Genomic DNA, 18,205 nt, shown 5'->3' with positions numbered 1-18,205 from the left:
TTGAATGATTATAATTGTTGGACTGGGAAATCCTGGAAGAAAATATGCAAATACACGACACAATGTGGGTTTTATGATAGTTGATGAACTTGCCAGAAAGCTTAGTGTAAAGTTTAAAGAAAAAAATGATTACTTAATAGCAGAGACAAAGATTAACGATAAAGATATAGCAATTGTAAAACCACTAACCTACATGAATTTAAGTGGAAGAGCTGTAAAAAAGCTGGTAGATGAAAAAGTTTTACAGTCTCTTCCTTCTTCCCTGATTGTTGTCCATGATGATGTTGATCTACCCTTAGGCAAAATAAAAATAAAAAGGAATGGTTCGTCAGGAGGACATAGAGGAGTGCAATCAATCATTGAAAACATTGGAACAAAAGATTTTATTAGAGTAAAACTGGGAATAAGTAAAGACCCTGATCAGGATACATCGGATTATGTTCTGAGTCCTTTTAAAAAAGAAGAAACGGCAATACTAAAGGAGAGAATTGCTTTAGCAGCAGACTCAATTATTGCTATAATTACTGAAGGTGTTAATAAAGCAATGAATATTTACCATCAGGCTGACAGATGAGATGGCTTTTTTTAATTATTATTTTTATATTTTTACCTGAGCCTTCCTATGCATGGGGACCGCTTACTCATACTTATCTTTCAGGGCAGATACTTTCTCTTTCAGGATTGGTGACTGCAGAGGTTTTAACAATTATAAAACTTTATAAAGATTATTTTATTTATGGCAACATTATTCCTGACACAGTAATTGGCAAAAAATATCTGCCTCAGGAAAAAAATCCCCATTCGTGGAAAACAGGTTTTATGCTTTTAAACAGGGCAAAGACACCTGAAGAAAAATCTTTTGCCTACGGATTTTTAACTCACTTAGCAGCAGATGCAGTGCTTCACGATGAGATCAGAGAATTGAATTCCTTTCAACATATTATTTTTGAAATAAAAGCAGATAGAATAGTTGACAGATTTTACTGGCTTCAAATAATGAGCATTAACAAGAGAGTTAAAAAGATAAGTGAAAGATTTTTTGAACAAACCCTGGTGAATCCTGTTTCTATGAAAACTTCAAAAAAAATATACAAGTCATTGATTTTCCTGTCAGCGTTCAATACAGGCGAATTAAAAAATCCTGAAGCATTTGATATTTTTCATTTAAAGTCTTTGACTGCTATGGTAGAAATTCTCAATCATGGAGAAAATTCAAAAATAATAAGCCTTCCACCATATAACTAATTTACAATTTCAGTTTTTTACAAAAGATCTGAATCTCTGTGTTCTTTTCTTAAAGAGATTTAAATCTACACTCACTGAAGTAAGTTTATCTTTGAGATTATTTATTCTATCATCAGGTTGCGGATGTGTTTTGAAAATCCCTGTTCCATAGGCGGTAGTGTATTGTTTCAATCTCTCAAGAACATTCATTAATGCATGAGGATCATATCCTGCTTTTGAAAGATATAGCAAAGCAGCTTCATCTGCTGAATACTCCTGTGTTCTGCTATAACCATTTACAACAAGAGTTTTAACTATATCGTCCACTGAGCCTTCAAAGATATTTACAAGCCTTACCAGTTCTTCAGAACCAAACTGTCTTGCTGCTTTTGTGCCAATAATTGTGAGTGCCTCTGTCCATCTTGCCTGTTTAATTGAGTTTATTCCATCACGATGATTTATATGGGCAATTTCATGTGCAAGTATTGCAGCAAGCTCATCTTCATTCTGTGCAAGCTTAATCATTCCTTCTGTAATCAATATTATGCCTCCTGGGCAGGCAAAAGCATTTATTTCGTTACTGTTTAATACTGCAAAGTGATAACCTCCATATGTAAAAGGCTTTTCAGAATGCAAGGCGATTGTCTTGCCGATTAAATTTATATATCTCGTTAGTTCCAGATTCTCATAAAGGGGATAGGACTGTAAAAGTCTTGCTGCAACAGCTCTTCCCACATAGTATTCTTCTTCATCAGATATGGGTCTTGCTGCTTTTTCAGTTGCCTGAATAGTGGTAAATGTCATATCCAGAACTTTATTTATATCAACATTCTGACATGAACACAGGCAAAACAGTAAAACTAATACAATGATAAACTTCTTCATTGTGGTTCTGAGAGTCCTCCGTTTTTTATGAAAGATATTATTTCCCTTTCAGGAATGCTGTATTTTTCAATTCTATCAACAAGGTCATAGGGCATCTTCGGATGATTGCTTCTGTATTGCCTTTCAACCTGAGGATTAAAGCCTTTTCCAGCAAGAGTTATCTCGCCCTCTGAAGGAGTTGTGGAAGTAGTATAAGTTTCATAACTCGTAACAGTTCTTTTTTCAACTGCGGTTTTATGTATGTATCCTGATATATTTTTAAACTTAACCCTGTACCAGTCCTTTTGTCTCCCGATTACATTGAGTATATCTCCATATCTTACATAGGCTTTTACAGGTGCAAAAAATTTTGGAGACTCCCTTATTGCATTTTCCTTTGTGATAACAGTAATTGTTTCAGCCCATGACAGGGTAGTAAACAGAAAGAATAAAGCAGCCACATTGAATACTATTCTTGACTTCATTTTTCTTCAATTTTAATAATAAACCAATCTTTTGTCAACTGTTGAGCATCGGCAATTTCTTCTATTCTGTTTAAATAAAACCTTGATGGAAAATCTTCAGGAAAATCTTTTACAAGAGAAAGAAAAACTTCCTTTGCTTCATCCCATCTTTGTTGTCTGAAAAGTAAATATCCGGTATTATAGTTTTCAACAAGTAGTATTTTTTCAGGGCTTGAATTTCTTCTTTCGCCTAAAATTTCAAATATGCCTATCGGTTTAGCCCTTCCTTTAACTGTTATCACTCCAAGTTGCCTTGCAAGAAAAATATCTGATGTTTTTAAGTATGTCTCCTCACTGATTACAATATTTGTTTTAAAAAACTTGTTTACTCCCTCAAGTCTTGATGCTATGTTTACTGTGTCTCCAACTACAGTATAGTTAAAAAGTCTATCACTACCTATATTACCTACGATTGCATCTCCTGTATGGATTCCTATTCTGATTTTAATTTGTGGGAAACTTTTTTCTGAAAACTCTTTATTTAGCTCACGGAGAGATTCAATGCACTCTAAAGCAGCTCTGCAGGCATTAATCTCATCTAACTCGGTTTTTAAAGGTGCTCCCCAGAAAGCCATAATACAATCGCCAATATATTTGTCCACCACTCCTCCATGTTTAATAACCACTGAGGTTAATGAATTAAGCACTTTATGAAGCATCATTGCTGTGTCTTCTGGTGATAGTCTTTCTGATATAGAAGTAAAGCCTGCTATGTCTGCAAAAAATACAGTAACAGTTTTTTTCTGTCCACCTGGTATTATGGTTTCAGGATGTTCAAGCAAATAATTAACAATTTTTTTATCCATGTACTGGGTAAAAGTTTTTTTTATAAAGCTTTTTTCTCTTCCCTCTGTAGCATAGCTATAAAAAAGCGTGATTATTGAGCTTGACAAGAGGCATACAAAGGATGGTAAAAGCTGTAGATATAAGGAAAATCTGAATAAAATTATGCTAACTGAAAATAAAAATACTGCTACACATAAAAAAACTGTAAGATTTATTTTCATGGAATGCTGTTTCATGAAAGCATAGGGAATTATCAGGGATATAAAAAAAATCAGAACAAAAATATAAAATCTGGGAATGATTTTAATAAAATCCTTATTAACCAGATTTTCAAAAGCTGTGGCATGAATAAATACACCGGGTGTTTTTGAAGACAGAGGTGTAGGCTTGAGATCAAAAAGCCCTGCAGCTGTAAGCCCAATAAAAACGGTCTTTCCTTTAAAAAAATCCTTTTTAATTTTTGAGTTTTGATTTTCTGAGACTGATGCATTAAGAAGCTCTACAAATGAGAAAACATAAAAAGGTTTTTTATCGCTTGAAAACTTTAAAACTAAATTTCCATCATTCAGAGGAATAACCATATTGTCTATTGAAATCTCTTTATTTTTAACAGAAATGCTACTTTTTTGAATAAAGTAACTCATCACAAAACCAGGAATTACATAGTCTTTAACCTTAAAAAATAGAGGCATTCTCCTGTAAATTCCGTCTTCATCAGGAAGAATGCTTACATTTCCAAACCCCTTAGCAGAGTTTTTGAACTCTTCTATCGGAAAGATTACAGAGTTGTATTCATTTTTTAATGGTATCAGATCTTGATAGGCTATTTTCTTCACATATTTTTCATCAAAATTTCTTTTTTCTTTTGATAAAACAACAGGCAGATAAACATTACCTGCTTTCCTGATTGCCTGTGCAAGAATTTTGTCATCTTCAACACCATAAGAGGAGTTCTCAGTAAAAAGTATATCAAGGAAAACAGCATCAGCCTCTGAAAGATACTCAATAACAGGAGCATAAATCTGTCTTGGCCAGGGCCATGTTATTTTTTGTTTGCTTAGTTCATCAATGCTTAATTGATCCACATAAATAAGGCAAATACTGTCAGATTTTTTAGAAGGGGTTAAGTAGTTTGAAAGTAAATCATAAACTTTAAATTCAAAGGGTTTCAAGATGTCTAACAGAAAAATGAAGGAGGAAATAAGAAAGGAAAGAATTGAAAGAATAACCATATTTTTTAATAAACTTTTTCCTTTCACCACTAAGCTCAAAAATAAAGAAGGAGAAGCAAATGCTCCTCCTTCTTTGAAAAAATGAAAGAAAAATTACTTTACAAAAGGATTTGCATAGTAAGTTATAAGAACTATGACAAGTGTGTAAATAACGAGAGTTTCAATCAATGCCAATCCAATGATGAAAGTGGTAAGAAGTTTACCTGCCACTCCAGGATTTCTCGCAGAGCCTTCCATTATTCCTCTCAATCCATGACCCATTCCAATTCCTCCACCAGCTGCTGCAAGACCAATTCCAACCAATGCTCCAAGGCTGGCAAAACCATAGTAATTTAACTTAGCAGCATCTGCAGTAGCTTCTGCAGCAAATACCGTCCCTGCAAAAAGAATTAAGCTAAAAAGTACTAATGCTACCAAAACTTTTTTCATTCCTCACACCTCCTTTCTTTTTAATGATGCTCTTCTACAGCACCGCCAATATAGGCTGCTGTAAGTATCATAAATATATATGCCTGAATAAAGCTAACTGCAGTTCCTAAAATTAAAACAAGAGTAGGAACAAGCAAAGGTGTTAAAACTCCAAGAACCATTAATAAGAGATGTTTACTCATCATGTTACCGAAAAGTCGGACAGAAAGTGTAATAGGTCTTGCGAGATGGCTGATCCATTCTACAATAAACATAAAAGCCATAAAAGGAATTGCATAAATGCTTCTTATAGGACCTAAAAAATGCTCAAGATATCTTATTCCATGAACTTTAAAACCATAAAACTGGTAGATTAAAAATACTGGAACAGCCATTGAGGCATTTGTATTGAGGTTTCCTGTAGGAGATTCAAAACCTGGAATAAGTCCAAATAGGTTGCAGGTAAGAATGTAAAGAAATAAAGTTCCAAGAAGGGGAATAAAAGTTTTCGCATACTTACTCCCAACTGCATCTCGTGCCTGACTTGATAAAAATTCCAGAATAACTTCCATAACATTCTGAATTCCCGAGGGAATTAAAGATAACTTTCCTCTGACAATTAAAGAAACAATGATAAGAAATATAATTGCTAACCAGGAATAACTAACATACGGTGGGATTGAGGGTAACAACATTCCTAAAAAGGTTGGTGCTTCCACTTTATGCCTCCTTTCTCATTTTTGATTAAGTTATAATACATAAATTTTCTTCAAATGTCAAGCACAAAACAAAACTTCTTTTATTTATTTAATTTCTGTTACAATTTTTTATGGATCCCGTTACCCATACCCTTTCTGGATTTGTAGTTGGTAAGACAATAACTAAAAACAAAACCATTTTTGCAATTATTCTTGTTGCATCCATCCTGCCTGATATTGACATTATTTTAAGGTTTCACAGTAGAGAGCTTTTTCTTATGTATCACAGAGGAATTACTCATGGAATTGGAGCATTGTTTTTGTTTCCTCTTTTACCAGGGATAATTTTTCGCAAAAAATTAGGTTTCTTAAAAGCCTATGCCTCTGCATTCATAGCCTATGCAGTTCATCTTTTTCTTGACCTTACAAATCAATACGGAACAAAGATTCTTTCTCCCTTTGACTGGAACTCATACAGTCTTTCTTTAACATTTATAGTTGACCCTTATGTTTTACTGCCTCTTTTGACAGTGGTGGTTCTGTCAATAAAGTTTAAGAAGCATGCAAAATTTTTATATATTTTTTCAATTGTTTTTATTGCTTTATACATTGCAACAAAGGCATATCTTAAAGCAGAGGCAAGAGCTTTTCTTAAACAAAACATTGAAGCACATCAATACAGGGTTTATCCTCTCCCCAATGATTTTTTAAGATGGTGGTTTGTGACAAGGCATTCAGATGAATACATAACTGGATTTGTTGACCTTTTTACAAAGCGAGTTTGTGTTGATGAAAAATACAGAATTAAAAATGACCCTGCCATTATAAAATCAAAAGAAGCTGAAGCAGTAAAAGCTTTGCTTTCCTTTGCAAAACATCCTATAGCTCAACTGAGACATGAAGGCGATGTAACTGTGGTGATCTGGAAAGAGCTTTCCTATGGATTTTTACCTAATGATAGATTTACTGCAAAAGTATGGCTAAAGGAAACCCCGCAGGGTTATAAAATAATAAATGCTACTTTAAAGATATGAAAGTCTGCGAAATCTTTGCAAGCATTCAAGGAGAAAGCTCTCTCGCAGGAATACCTATGATTTTTTTAAGACTTACAGGATGTAACCTTAGATGCACCTACTGTGATACAAAATATGCCTATTATGAAGGTGAGGAGCGTTCAATTGATGAAGTTTTAAAAAAAATTCATTCCTTCCCATTTAAATATGTTGAGATTACAGGAGGAGAGCCCCTTTTGCAGGAGGAAGTTTACGAACTTATGAATGAGCTTGTAAAAACTCATATTGTGCTTCTTGAGACAAATGGCTCTGTATCTCTGGAAAAAGTTAATCCTCAGGTAAAAATAATCATGGACATAAAAACTCCTGGAAGTGGAATGAGTGAGAGAAACTTTCTTGAAAATTTGAATTTTTTAAAAAAAACTGATGAAGTTAAATTTGTTTTAACTGACAGACAAGACTATGAATGGGCAAAGAATTTTATAAAAACCCATAGAATAAAAGCTAAAGAGATTCTTTTTTCTCCTGCCTGTGGAATTCTAAATCCTAAAGAGCTTGCTGAGTGGATAATTAATGACGGGCTTTCAGTAAGGCTGAATCTTCAAATTCATAAATATATTTTTGGTGACAAAAGAGGATTCTAAGGCTTATAATACTTTTTCTTCTCAGGAAGATAGTGCTGCTGCACATAGCCACCATAATCATGGGGATATTTATAACCCTTTCCATGACCAAGCCTTTTAGCTCCCTTGTAGTGAGTATCTTTCAGATGCTCTGGAACTTGAAGGGTGTGCCCTCTCTCAATATCTTTTAAGGCTTCTTCTATTGCCATGTAACAGGCATTACTTTTTGGCGCAAGGGCAACATAAATGGCAGCCTGAGCAAGAATTATTCTCGCCTCTGGCATTCCTACAAATTCAACTGCCTGAGCTGCTGATGTGGCAACAACCAGAGCCATTGGATCAGCATTTCCCACATCCTCACTTGCTGCAATCACTATTCTGCGAGCAATAAAACGGGGATCCTCTCCTGCATAAATCATCTTTGCAAGCCAGTAAACTGTTGCATCAGGATCACTTCCTCGCATACTTTTAATAAAAGCTGAGGCTGTATCGTAGTGTTGATCTCCTGCCCTGTCATAGACAATGTGCTTTTTCTGAATACTTTCTTCGGCAATTCTGATATCAATTCTTATAACACCATCTTCATCAGGTTCTGTGGTTAATACAGCAATTTCAATGGCAGAAAGTGCCTTTCTTGCATCTCCATCTGAAGACTTTGCAATATGAGACATTGCTTCATCAGTAATCTCAATTTTTAAATCTCCAAATCCACGCTCTTTATCAATCAAAGCTCTTTTAAGAATAGTTATAATCTCTTCTTCAGTTAAAGGCTTTAGTTCAAATACATGGCTTCGGGAAACTAAAGCAGAGTTAAGATAAAAAAATGGATTCTCCGTTGTTGCTCCAATAAGGATTATGTTTCCTTCTTCAATATCTGGAAGCAGGGCATCCTGAGAAACTCTATTAAGTCTGTGAATTTCATCTATAAAAAGAATTGTCTTTTCCCCTTTACTGAGCCTTTGTTTTGCTGCAAAAATCTGCTTTCTTATCTCTTCAATATTCAGGGTTGTTGCATTAAGCCACTCAAAATGAGCCTTTGTCTTATTTGCAATAATTCTTGCAAGAGCTGTTTTGCCTGTTCCTGGAGGTCCATATAAAATAAGCGAGGTTATTCTGTCTGAATCAATTGCTCTCCTGAGAAGCTTTCCCTTAGAAATAATATGACTCTGTCCCACATACTCATCAAGATTTCTCGGAGTCATTCTGTAAGCAAGAGGCTCTTTTTTTAAGGGCTCTGAGAGTTTATCAAATAAATCAGTCATTTTATCTTTCCAAGCATCTTTATAAAAGTTTTTAAAAGCTCAGGGTTATAATCTCCTTTTTCTTTAACAATTATGGAAAGAGCAAAATAGGGAGTTAGCGGAGGCTTGTATGGTCTTCGGGTTGTTAAAGCATCATAACAGTCTGCAATTGCTGTAATTCTTCCAAAAAGCTTTATTTCTTCTTCCTTCAAACCAAAAGGATATCCTCTTCCAGAAAGCTTTTCATGATGCTGAAGCACTGCTGTGAGAGATTCCTTAGGAAACTCTTTCTGATTTTCAAGAAGTTCATAACCGAACAAAACATGCTGTTTTATAATATTGTATTCTGTATCATTAAGTTTTCCCTGTTTATTAAGTATTTCATGAGGAATCTGACTTTTTCCTAAATCATGTAAAATTGCACCCATTCCAAGTTTAAACAAAGCATCCCTGTCAAGTCCTATCTGTATCCCCAGCCCAGTAGATAAAACTCCCACATTAACTGAGTGAGTGTAGGTATAGTAATCATAACCCTTTAAACTTAAAAGACTATAAATTGAATCAGGCTCATCAAGAATTGTTTCTATAATATTAGCGACAACTTCGCCTGCCTTTTTTATCTTTTCTCCGCTTCTTGGTTCATTTAAAAGCTCATTTATTAATACTTTGGCGGATTCTTTAATTATCAGCTCTTTTTCTTCAACTCTTTTACTCAGAAATTCAAGGTATTCTCTAAATAAAGGCAAATCCTTTTTTTCAATTAAAATATCTCCTTCCTCAGGAATTGTATCCCCATAAATCATGGATGGCTTTTCCGGTGATGCTTCAACGATTTTTTTGAAGTTAAAATCTTTTAATTGATAAATAGAAAACTCAACTTCAACACCCGGGATTAAAAGATTTCTGTCAATTTGATAGAAATTTTCTTTAAAAAAAGAATAATTTTTAAAAGCTACAGGGGAGTCTAAAACTGATTCTGGCAATGCTCTTGATTTATAAGTATCCAGATCAGACTCTTCAACATAAACATGACTTATTCCTTTTTCTTTTAATACTTCAAGAAAACTGTTTGAAAGAATCGTTGCTTTGTTGAAAATTTTTTTATCTATTCCTGAGTCACGGATGTAGACATCAAATGGTAAAGCTCTGTTGATTTTTAATTCCTCAACAGGGATTTTAATTAGCTGTTTTTCGTTGATCTTTTTTATTTTTGTTGCATAGCCCATTAATTAATTATCTCAAAAAATTCTTAAAAAATGGAACATGCTTTTGTTCTGAATGTATAATAAAACAATGCTCATTTATCCAGAAATATTTAAAGGACTACAGATTGAAGCATTTTTTACAAAAAGGATAGAAAAATTTGAAGATTTTAAAGATTCGCTTCCATTTAAGCTTTATCTTCCTATTCAAAGACATACAGATTCTATAGCAATTTTGAATTCTTACGCTGAGCCATCCATAGCAGACGCAGTGATTACAGATCAAAAAAATCTTTTTATAGGCGTAAAAACAGCAGATTGTCTGGCAGCGCTAATATTTGATCCAGAAAAAAAAGTAATTGGAACAGTTCATGCTGGATGGCGTGGAACAGCAAAGGGAATTTTAAAAAAAACAATCTTCAAAATGAAGGAAATTTGCGGATGTGAGCCAAAAAATCTATTGATTGCTTTTGGACCATACATTAAAGGATGTTGTTATGAGGTAGGGCAGGAAGTCATTGAAGAATTAAGAAAAGAAATTCCTGAAAAAGAATATATTTTAAGAGTAAATGGCAAAAAACATGTTGATATCGGAATAGCAAACCTTCTTCAGGCTATTTCAGCAGGAGTAAAAAAAGAAAACATCTGGATTTCAGAGGACTGCACATATTGTAAAAACAATGAATATGCTTCGTACAGATTTCATGGTAAAAAGGCAGCAAGACAATACGGAGTCATAGGAATGTTATAATATTAAAACGGGGTGTAGCGCAGTCTGGTAGCGCGCACGGTTCGGGACCGTGGTGTCGGAGGTTCAAATCCTCTCACCCCGATAAGGAGTTAAAGGAGAGCTTGAATGGCAGAGAAAATCTATTATTTCTGGTTTGGCTTTTACTTTAACTAATCTGCCTCTGACATTTTAGTCTGGCAGAAAAATTCAAGGCAGACAGGTCAGGGGCAGAGGAAGCCCCTGTTCTGTCTGTCTTTTTTATTTAAAAACTTTAATGGAGGTTTAAAAAATGGTAATCGTAATGAAACCAGAAGCCACAGAGGAACAGCTTAAAGAGGTAATATCCAAAATTGAAGAACTTGGCTACAAACCCCATGTGATCTACGGCACCACAAGAAATGTAATTGGAGCTGTTGGAGATGAAAGGGGCAAATTTATACTTCAGAGCCTTGAGAGTCTTGATGGAGTAGAGGCTGTTATACCGATTCTTAAACCCTACAAGCTTGCCTCAAAGGAAGTAAAAAAGGAAAAAACTGTTATCAAAGTGGGAGATGTGTCAATTGGAGGCAAAGAAGTTGTTATAATCGCTGGTCCCTGTGCTGTTGAAAATGAAGCGCAGATTATTAACACTGCAAAGACTGTAAAATTAATGGGTGCTCATATTTTAAGAGGAGGTGCTTACAAGCCAAGAACCTCTCCATATTCCTTTCAGGGACTCGGCAAGGAAGGGCTTGAATTACTCAAAAAAGCAGGAGAGATCGCCAGAATGCCTGTGGTAACAGAAGTTGTTAATCCTGAACATGTTGACCTTGTCTGCGAATATGCAGACATTCTCCAGATTGGAACGAGAAATGCTCAGAATTTTGAACTTTTAAAAAGAGTGGGACAGGTTCAGAAACCCGTAATACTTAAAAGAGGAATGTCAATGACCATCAAAGAATGGCTTATGAGTGCTGAATATATTCTGAGCGAAGGTAACAGAAATGTTATTTTATGCGAGCGAGGAATCAGAACCTTTGAAACTGCCACAAGAAACACTCTTGATCTTTCAGCTATAGCAGTGCTTAAAGAAGAGACGCATCTTCCTGTAATAGTTGATCCAAGCCATGCAACAGGTTATGCAAAATATGTTCCTTCAATGGCTTATGCTGCTGTTGCTGCAGGAGCAGATGGATTGATGATTGAGGTTCATCCACAGCCTGAAAAAGCCTTTTCTGACGGACCACAATCTTTGAATTTCAGCTCTTTTGGCAGATTAGTTGAAAATCTGAAGCTTTTTACATCGGTTGTAGAAAAGATTTAACCATAGCGGATTTTCATAAAAATAATTGAAAAAATTAAAATTAAAGAAACAAAGTTTGCTAAAATTACAGGTAATTCTTTAATCAAAACTCCATAGAAAAACCAGAGAGTGATTCCTATTGCCAAAAAAATAAACATCGTAAGGGAGACATCTCTGGCGGATTTTGTTTTATAAATTTTCAATGCCTGCGGAACAAGAGCACCTGTTGTTATTATTCCTGCTACAATTCCAATAATGTTATTTAAATTGATTGAAAACTCCATAATTTATATTGTATTATTTAGAATAATTTTAAGCAAGCAAGAACAATGAACTCGACAGGTTATGACATAAGAATTGATATTCAGAAACTTAAAAAACTTCCTACGCTTTCCTATACTGCAGAAAAAATACTTAATTTAACATCAAGACAACTAACGCATCTTGATGAACTTGTCAGCATTATTGAAAGAGACCCACCAATTATGTCAAAGGTTTTAGGTGTTGCCAATATAGTTTATCTTGGAATGTATAAACCTATTACAACTGTTAAAGACGCTCTTCTTAAAATAGGATTTAAAGCTTTGAAAAATATTGCTTTAAGTATATCCATATTCAGCCTTTTTAAGTCATCTCCTGAAAAAGAAAAAAGTTATAAAGAGCTTTTTAAGCATTCTATTGCTACAGGCATAGTATCTCAGGTTATTTCAGAAAAATTTTTGAATGAGCCTTCAGAAGATAATTTCACAGCCGGTGTTCTTCATGATATTGGACTCTTTGCTCTTCATTATGCTTTTTATGAACAGTTTCAGAAAATAGAGGAAGCTTTCAGACAAGTAGATTCTCTTAAAGAAGCAGAAGAAAAAATTATTGGAACAACTCATTCAGAAATAGGAAAGTGGATTGCTGAGTTTTGGGGACTGCCAGAGATAGTCCTGGAGGTGATTCTCTATCATCACGACTTTCCTCAGAAATCATTAAAATATGCAAAAACCGTTGCTATTGTTCAACTCTCCAATTTTATTGCTGAACAGCTTGGTTACTACCCATTTCAAGTTAAGAAGGAGTCTGAATTCTACAAGGAAAGGGTTTATAAAATTTTAAACCTTCCAGAACCAGAGGAGTTAATTCTTGAATTAAAAGAAATTGTCAAGGATGTGGAAAACTTATGAGAGAATTCTTATTAGATCTCGGAAGTCTTTTTAAACTTAAAAATCTGGATAGCTACAGTGATGAAGAGCTAAAACAAATTATTTTAGAACACATTAAAAAACATTCATTTATAGAAGAATCTCTCCTTGAACTGACCGAAGAGTTTGCCTGCAGTACAGAGTTTTCTGTAAGGGTTATATCTTCTATTAATCGGATTCTTGACAGAATTTACAATGACAAAGAGATCTACAGCTTCATATCGTACTGTTTTGATGAGTTTATAAAACTGCTTCCTGTTGAAAATATATCCTTTATGGAAAAACATCCTGAACTGAATCTGCTTGTTTTAAAAGTTGCCTCAGGTAAAATTAAACTGAAAGATTTCAAAAAGAAAATATTCAATATTGAGAATACTCTGGCAGGCGCGGCTTTCAGAGATGGTAGTTTTATTTACGCTCCTGATGTAAAAAAAGACGAAAGATTTGATCCAAAACTTTCCACACTTCCTATAGGATCAGTTTTATCCGTCCCTGTAAAATTCCAAAACAAAATAATCGGTGTGATTAACTTTTCCCATCCTGAAGCCAATGCTTTTGATGAAGCATGCATCTTCTTTCTTGTTTCAATGGTGCAACTTTTCTCTGCAGTGATAACACTTTTCAAACTGTACAATGAAAATTTAAAATTTAACGAGCAGCTACAAAAAGAAGTCAACAGGAAAACAGCAGAGTTACAGAAAATAAATAAGAAGCTTTACAAAGCCTCCATAACAGACTCTCTTACAGGAATACACAATAGAAGATTCTTTTTCCAGAGACTTGAGGAAGAGTATGCAAGGTCTTTAAGATATGGAAATAGCTTCTGTTTAATTCTTTTTGATCTTGACAGTTTGAAAAAAGTCAATGACATGTTTGGGCACCCTGAAGGAGACAGGCTTATAAAGCTTTTTGCAACGATTTTAAAAACTGTGAAAAGAAAAGAAGATATTATTGCCAGAATTGGAGGAGACGAATTTGGATGTATTCTAATAGGAGCTTCCCTGGATGGAGCTAAAAAATTTGCTGAAAGAGTAAAAGAAGAATTTAAAAATAGATATAAAAAAGCCTCTGTCAGTACCAGTGGTGCTGTGGGCTGCATTGGAAGGGGTGAGAATTTTAAATTTTACAAGGACTATAAAGATTTTTTCAAAGAAGTTGATAAAGTTTTATTTAAAGCCAAGAAATTAAGGGATACAATAGAGGTAATTGAAACAAACTGAAAAAATATGATAAATTTTAAACTTAATGTAGAGTCTTTGACTCTTTAAAACACACGCCCTAAAACTTCTCCGATGGTCCCCGAAAGGGTTAAGGAGAAAGGGCGGAGGTAAAACCATTTGAGGAGGTTTTTATGTCAGTAATTACAATGAAAGAGCTTCTTGAAGCAGGCGCTCACTTTGGACATCAGGTTAAAAGATGGAATCCAAAAATGAAAAAGTACATCTTTGCAGAGAGAAACGGAATTCACATTATTGACCTGCAGAAGACTGTAAAAGGCATTGAAGAGGCTTATGAATTTTTAAAAACCGTTTCAGCTGAAGGAGGAAGCATTCTGTTTGTGGGCACAAAAAAGCAGGCACAGGAAGCAATTCAGGAGGAAGCCAGGAGAGCAGGAGTTTTTTATGTAAATCATCGCTGGCTTGGAGGAATGCTTACCAACTTTTCCACAGTGAGAAAAAGCGTTGAAAAATGGCAGAGAATTGAGCAGATGAAAGAAGACGGAACACTTTATTTACATACAAAAAAGGAGATTTCAAAATTAGAAAAAGAGAGACAAAAGCTTGAAATAAACTTAATTGGAATTAAAGATATGATGGAGCTCCCAAAGGCAATTTATATTGTGGACATAAAAAAAGAAAAAATAGCTGTTGAGGAAGCAATAAAACTTGGAATTCCTATAGTTGCCATAGTTGATACAAATTGTGATCCTGATCTCGTTGATTATGTTATTCCAGGGAATGATGATGCAATAAGAGCAATAAAGCTGATTACATCAAAGATGGCTGATGCAGTGCTTGAAGGCAGAGAGATTTTCATGAAACGCCTTGAGGAAGAAGCTGAAAAGGCAGCAATAAAAGAAAAGATACTTCAGGAAGAGGAGTATCAAAAATCAATGGATGAATACATTGAACAGTAAAGGAGGAGAAAAATGGCAATAACCGCTCAGATGGTGAAAGAACTCAGAGAAAAAACAGGTGCTGGAATGATGGAGTGTAAAAAAGCACTTGAAGCATCAGGAGGAGATTTCAATAAAGCAATTGAATATTTAAGGCAGAAAGGACTTGCAACTGCTCAGAAAAAAGCATCACGTGAAGCCAGAGAAGGAATCATAACATCTTACATTCATATGGATAAAATTGGAGTAATGCTTGAACTTAACTGTGAGACAGACTTTGTTGCGAGAAATGAGGAATTCCGTCAGCTTGCTAAGGATATTGCAATGCAGATAGCTGCATCAAACCCTCAATACATACAGAGAGAAGATATTCCTCAGGATGTGATAGAAAAAGAAAGGGAAATTTATAAAGCTCAGATAAAGGGAAATAAGCCACCTCAGGTTGTTGAAAAAATTATTGAAGGAAAGCTTGAGAAATTTTATGAAGAGATGTGCCTTCTTGACCAGCCTTTCATTAGAGAGCCTGACAGAAAGATAAAGGATCTTATCAATGAAAAAATTGCAAAATTCGGTGAAAATATTGTAGTAAGAAGGTTTGTGAGATTTCAGGTAGGTCAAAGTGAATAAAACTATTTACAAGAGGGTTTTGCTGAAGCTCAGTGGTGAAGCCCTTATGGGAGAAAAGGGTTATGGTATTGACCCTTTTACTGTAAAATATATGGCAGAGGAGATAAAAAAAGCCTATCAACTGGGAGTTGAAATTGCTGTTGTAATTGGTGGTGGTAATATATGGAGGGGATCTGAAGCCGAGGCACAGGGAATTGAAAGAGCAACAGCGGACTATATGGGAATGCTTGCAACTGTAATAAATGCACTGGCGCTTCAGAACGCTCTTGAAAAACAGGAGGTTGACACCCGTGTTCAATCGGCAATTGAAATGAGAGAACTTGCTGAGCCATACATAAGAAGAAAAGCAATAAGACATCTTGAAAAAGGCAGGGTGGTAATATTTGCTGCAGGCACGGGGAATCCCTATTTTACAACTGATACAGCAGCAGCCCTCAGAGCAATTGAAATCGGTGCAGATGTTATCCTTAAGGGAACAAAGGTGGATGGAATTTATTCATCGGATCCAGTTAAAGATTCAAAGGCGAAAAAGTTTGATATACTTACCTATATGGATGTAATAAGAAATTCCTTAAGGGTGATGGATTCTACTGCAATCACGCTATGTATGGATAATAATCTTCCTATTGTGGTATTCAATATCCGCAAGCCAGATAATTTAAAGAAAGTAATCTTAGGTGAGAAAATAGGAAGCATTGTTTTAAAAGAGGTGAAAAATGATGCAGGAATTCAAGAAGAAAGCTAATGAAAAAATGAATCAGGCACTGGAAGTATTTAAAAAAGACCTATCCACATTCAGAACTGGTAGAGCTTCCCTTGGTATTCTTGACAACATCAAGGTTGATTATTACGGAAGCATGCTCCCTCTTAATCAGGTTGCCACACTGGGAATACCTGAGCCAAGAATGATTACAATTCAGCCATGGGAACAGAGAATGATATCAGAGATAGAAAGAGCCATAATGAAATCAGATCTCGGGCTCACTCCAATTAATGATGGAAAGATAATCAAAATCGTTATTCCACCTTTAACTGAAGAGAGAAGAAAGCAACTTGTGAAAGTGGTCCGTAAAAGGGCTGAAGAAGCAAGGGTAGCCATAAGAAACATTCGCAGGGACATAATTGAAGAGATTAAAAAAGCAGAAAAAGAAAAGAAATTAAGTGAGGATGACTCTCGCAGACTTCAGGAAGAGATACAGAAAATAACGAATTCCTTTATTGAAAAGGTTGATAAGGCTCTTGAACAGAAAGAGAAAGAAATCATGGAGGTTTAAATGAAAATAGATCAGGAAAGAAAAGATAGATTAAAAAAGATGCTCAATAAAATGAAAGAGCAGATTCTTCGGGAAGCTCGTGAAGAGATGAAGAAGTTTCAAACAGGAGAAAAGAGACAGATTGTTGAAGCAGTGATGGATGATGCTGATTTAAGTGTGATTGACCTTTCAGAGGACATAAGCTTAAAACAGTTAAGCACGCACAGAGACATCTTAAAAAAAATTGAAGAAGCTCTAAGAAAACTTGAGGAAGGCACATATGGAATATGTGAGATGTGTGGCGATGAAATTCCTGAGGAAAGGCTTAAGATTCTTCCATTTGCCATATACTGCAGAGACTGTCAGGAAAAGATTGAGATGATAGAGAAATTTGAAGGCGAGGAAGGTCAGTAGTATATTTTCTCTAAAAAAAGTCCACGGGAAGGGGCTGTCTGCATTGGAGAAGGTCTCTTCCCGCTATTAAAAGCTTCACAGATTGATTCAACACTGAGCTTCTCTCTTCCCAATTCCACAATGCATCCAACAATGTTTCTAACCATGTATCTTAAAAATCCGTCTGCTTCTATCCTAAATTTGATAAAATTACCAATCATGTTCATGTCCATGAAACAGAGCCTGTCAAGCCTCTCCATGGTAAAATCATAAACAGTTCTTATTTTATTTTTTACCTCAGTACTGCCTGAAAAAGCTGTAAAATCTCTGGTTCCTTTAAACAAAGATAAGGATTCTTCCATTAAAGATAAATTAAGCTTTCTTGGATAATGCCATACATATCTTTGAATGAAACAGGAACATTCTTCATCAATGCACAAGTAGTAAACATAAGATTTTCTTTTTACTGCATACTGAGGATGAAACTCAGCATCTACCTCCTCAATCTCAACTACTCTTATATCTTCTGGCAACAAAGAATTTAAAGCTTTTTTAAGGTTGTTTAAAGGCATTTTAATCTGCCATTTAAAGCTTGCAACCTGTCCAAGAGCATGAACTCCTGCATCAGTTCTGCCAGCTCCACGAATCTTTATTTCTGTTTTACATATCTTTGAAAGAGCCTGTTCAATTAATGCCTGAATAGAATAGCCTTTTTTCTGCCTCTGCCAGCCAGAATAATTAGTGCCATCATATTGAATGGTCATTTTGAGATTAACCATAATTTAGAATTATAACACAT

Annotated in this window: 22 protein-coding genes and 1 tRNA gene; 14 read left to right on the top strand and 9 right to left on the bottom strand. The window is 35.0% G+C overall.

The genetic code is table 11. The features are described 5' to 3' along the window. The first annotated feature begins 4 nt into the window (after positions 1-4). Both pth and V4D30_RS05125 read left to right on the top strand, forming a co-directional pair. On the top strand, positions 5-574 hold the full coding sequence (gene pth, locus V4D30_RS05130) for an aminoacyl-tRNA hydrolase (protein ID WP_353683252.1): 570 nt from the start codon (positions 5-7) through the stop codon (positions 572-574). Next, complete coding sequence (locus V4D30_RS05125; RefSeq protein ID WP_353683251.1) at positions 571-1,245, top strand: zinc dependent phospholipase C family protein; 675 nt, start codon at positions 571-573, stop codon at positions 1,243-1,245. Before pth ends, V4D30_RS05125 begins: the two co-directional genes overlap by 4 nt. A gap of 9 nt (positions 1,246-1,254) precedes the next feature. On the opposite strand, the gene V4D30_RS05120 is transcribed toward V4D30_RS05125, so the two are convergent. From V4D30_RS05120 to atpB, 5 genes are all read right to left on the bottom strand, one after another. Next, positions 1,255-2,109 carry a M48 family metalloprotease gene (locus tag V4D30_RS05120; protein ID WP_353683250.1) on the bottom strand — a complete coding sequence of 285 codons (855 nt, stop codon included), beginning with the start codon at positions 2,107-2,109 and terminating at the stop codon, positions 1,255-1,257. After that, positions 2,106-2,573 (bottom strand): SH3 domain-containing protein, encoded by a 468-nt coding sequence (locus V4D30_RS05115; RefSeq protein WP_353683249.1) that lies wholly within the window; start codon positions 2,571-2,573, stop codon positions 2,106-2,108. The genes V4D30_RS05120 and V4D30_RS05115 overlap by 4 nt, the downstream gene beginning before the upstream one ends. Beyond that, positions 2,570-4,657, bottom strand: coding sequence for a CHASE2 domain-containing protein (locus V4D30_RS05110; RefSeq protein WP_353683248.1), 2,088 nt, complete (start codon positions 4,655-4,657; stop codon positions 2,570-2,572). The genes V4D30_RS05115 and V4D30_RS05110 overlap by 4 nt, the downstream gene beginning before the upstream one ends. Before the next feature lie 66 nt (positions 4,658-4,723). Then, positions 4,724-5,059: a F0F1 ATP synthase subunit C gene (locus V4D30_RS05105; RefSeq protein ID WP_353683247.1), complete on the bottom strand. Its 336-nt coding sequence runs from the start codon at positions 5,057-5,059 to the stop codon at positions 4,724-4,726. 20 nt (positions 5,060-5,079) lie between these two features. Beyond that, on the bottom strand, positions 5,080-5,757 hold the full coding sequence (atpB, locus tag V4D30_RS05100) for a F0F1 ATP synthase subunit A (protein WP_353683246.1): 678 nt from the start codon (positions 5,755-5,757) through the stop codon (positions 5,080-5,082). Between the two features lie 110 nt (positions 5,758-5,867). Here atpB and V4D30_RS05095 point away from each other — a divergent pair, with 110 nt between their 5' ends. Together V4D30_RS05095 and V4D30_RS05090 are read left to right on the top strand one after the other, a co-directional pair. Then, a complete protein-coding gene (locus tag V4D30_RS05095; RefSeq protein WP_353683245.1) occupies positions 5,868-6,770 on the top strand; it encodes a metal-dependent hydrolase in 903 nt (300 codons plus the stop codon). A gap of 56 nt (positions 6,771-6,826) precedes the next feature. Next, on the top strand, positions 6,827-7,393 hold the full coding sequence (locus V4D30_RS05090; RefSeq protein ID WP_353683244.1) for a radical SAM protein: 567 nt from the start codon (positions 6,827-6,829) through the stop codon (positions 7,391-7,393). Here the strand turns inward: V4D30_RS05090 and V4D30_RS05085 are convergent. Both V4D30_RS05085 and V4D30_RS05080 read right to left on the bottom strand, forming a co-directional pair. Continuing rightward, on the bottom strand, positions 7,390-8,634 hold the full coding sequence (locus V4D30_RS05085) for a replication-associated recombination protein A (RefSeq protein ID WP_353683243.1): 1,245 nt from the start codon (positions 8,632-8,634) through the stop codon (positions 7,390-7,392). The two genes, V4D30_RS05090 and V4D30_RS05085, sit on opposite strands and share 4 nt — an antisense overlap. Beyond that, positions 8,631-9,839, bottom strand: a complete 1,209-nt coding sequence (locus V4D30_RS05080; protein ID WP_353683242.1) for an HD-GYP domain-containing protein — start codon at positions 9,837-9,839, stop codon at positions 8,631-8,633. The genes V4D30_RS05085 and V4D30_RS05080 overlap by 4 nt, the downstream gene beginning before the upstream one ends. Before the next feature lie 52 nt (positions 9,840-9,891). Between V4D30_RS05080 and pgeF the strand changes: the two genes are divergently transcribed. The 3 genes from pgeF to aroF all read left to right on the top strand — a co-directional run bounded on the left by pgeF (position 9,892) and on the right by aroF (position 11,848). Further along, positions 9,892-10,566: a peptidoglycan editing factor PgeF gene (gene pgeF, locus V4D30_RS05075; protein WP_353683241.1), complete on the top strand. Its 675-nt coding sequence runs from the start codon at positions 9,892-9,894 to the stop codon at positions 10,564-10,566. 8 nt (positions 10,567-10,574) lie between these two features. After that, positions 10,575-10,648, top strand: a tRNA-Pro gene (locus V4D30_RS05070). A gap of 186 nt (positions 10,649-10,834) precedes the next feature. Continuing rightward, positions 10,835-11,848: a 3-deoxy-7-phosphoheptulonate synthase gene (gene aroF / locus V4D30_RS05065; protein ID WP_353683240.1), complete on the top strand. Its 1,014-nt coding sequence runs from the start codon at positions 10,835-10,837 to the stop codon at positions 11,846-11,848. On the opposite strand, the gene V4D30_RS05060 is transcribed toward aroF, so the two are convergent. Beyond that, positions 11,845-12,111 carry a SemiSWEET transporter gene (locus tag V4D30_RS05060; protein WP_353683239.1) on the bottom strand — a complete coding sequence of 89 codons (267 nt, stop codon included), beginning with the start codon at positions 12,109-12,111 and terminating at the stop codon, positions 11,845-11,847. The two genes, aroF and V4D30_RS05060, sit on opposite strands and share 4 nt — an antisense overlap. A 45-nt stretch (positions 12,112-12,156) precedes the next feature. Here V4D30_RS05060 and V4D30_RS05055 point away from each other — a divergent pair, with 45 nt between their 5' ends. The 7 genes from V4D30_RS05055 (at position 12,157) to V4D30_RS05025 (ending at position 17,427) form a co-directional block, all read left to right on the top strand. Further along, a complete protein-coding gene (locus V4D30_RS05055) occupies positions 12,157-12,999 on the top strand; it encodes an HDOD domain-containing protein (protein WP_353683238.1) in 843 nt (280 codons plus the stop codon). After that, positions 12,996-14,237 (top strand): sensor domain-containing diguanylate cyclase, encoded by a 1,242-nt coding sequence (locus V4D30_RS05050; protein ID WP_353683237.1) that lies wholly within the window; start codon positions 12,996-12,998, stop codon positions 14,235-14,237. Before V4D30_RS05055 ends, V4D30_RS05050 begins: the two co-directional genes overlap by 4 nt. A 131-nt stretch (positions 14,238-14,368) precedes the next feature. After that, the gene (rpsB, locus tag V4D30_RS05045) at positions 14,369-15,154 is read left to right on the top strand and encodes a 30S ribosomal protein S2 (RefSeq protein WP_353683236.1); all 786 of its coding nucleotides are present in this window, start codon (positions 14,369-14,371) and stop codon (positions 15,152-15,154) included. Positions 15,155-15,166: 12 nt separating this feature from the next. After that, a complete protein-coding gene (gene tsf, locus V4D30_RS05040; RefSeq protein WP_353683235.1) occupies positions 15,167-15,760 on the top strand; it encodes a translation elongation factor Ts in 594 nt (197 codons plus the stop codon). Continuing rightward, positions 15,753-16,505 carry a UMP kinase gene (pyrH, locus tag V4D30_RS05035; protein ID WP_353683234.1) on the top strand — a complete coding sequence of 251 codons (753 nt, stop codon included), beginning with the start codon at positions 15,753-15,755 and terminating at the stop codon, positions 16,503-16,505. Before tsf ends, pyrH begins: the two co-directional genes overlap by 8 nt. Then, a complete protein-coding gene (frr, locus tag V4D30_RS05030; RefSeq protein WP_353683233.1) occupies positions 16,477-17,034 on the top strand; it encodes a ribosome recycling factor in 558 nt (185 codons plus the stop codon). The genes pyrH and frr overlap by 29 nt, the downstream gene beginning before the upstream one ends. After that, positions 17,035-17,427, top strand: a complete 393-nt coding sequence (locus V4D30_RS05025; RefSeq protein WP_353683232.1) for a TraR/DksA family transcriptional regulator — start codon at positions 17,035-17,037, stop codon at positions 17,425-17,427. On the opposite strand, the gene truA is transcribed toward V4D30_RS05025, so the two are convergent. Then, positions 17,421-18,185 carry a tRNA pseudouridine(38-40) synthase TruA gene (gene truA, locus V4D30_RS05020; RefSeq protein ID WP_353683231.1) on the bottom strand — a complete coding sequence of 255 codons (765 nt, stop codon included), beginning with the start codon at positions 18,183-18,185 and terminating at the stop codon, positions 17,421-17,423. The two genes, V4D30_RS05025 and truA, sit on opposite strands and share 7 nt — an antisense overlap. Between the last annotated feature and the right edge of the window lie 20 nt (positions 18,186-18,205).

The organism is Thermodesulfovibrio sp. 3907-1M, assembly GCF_040450955.1.
GTDB classification, from domain to species: Bacteria; Nitrospirota; Thermodesulfovibrionia; order Thermodesulfovibrionales; family Thermodesulfovibrionaceae; genus Thermodesulfovibrio; species Thermodesulfovibrio autotrophicus.
The sequence above is the reverse complement of the archived record's forward strand: the minus strand, read 5'-3'. Positions and strand labels throughout refer to the sequence as shown.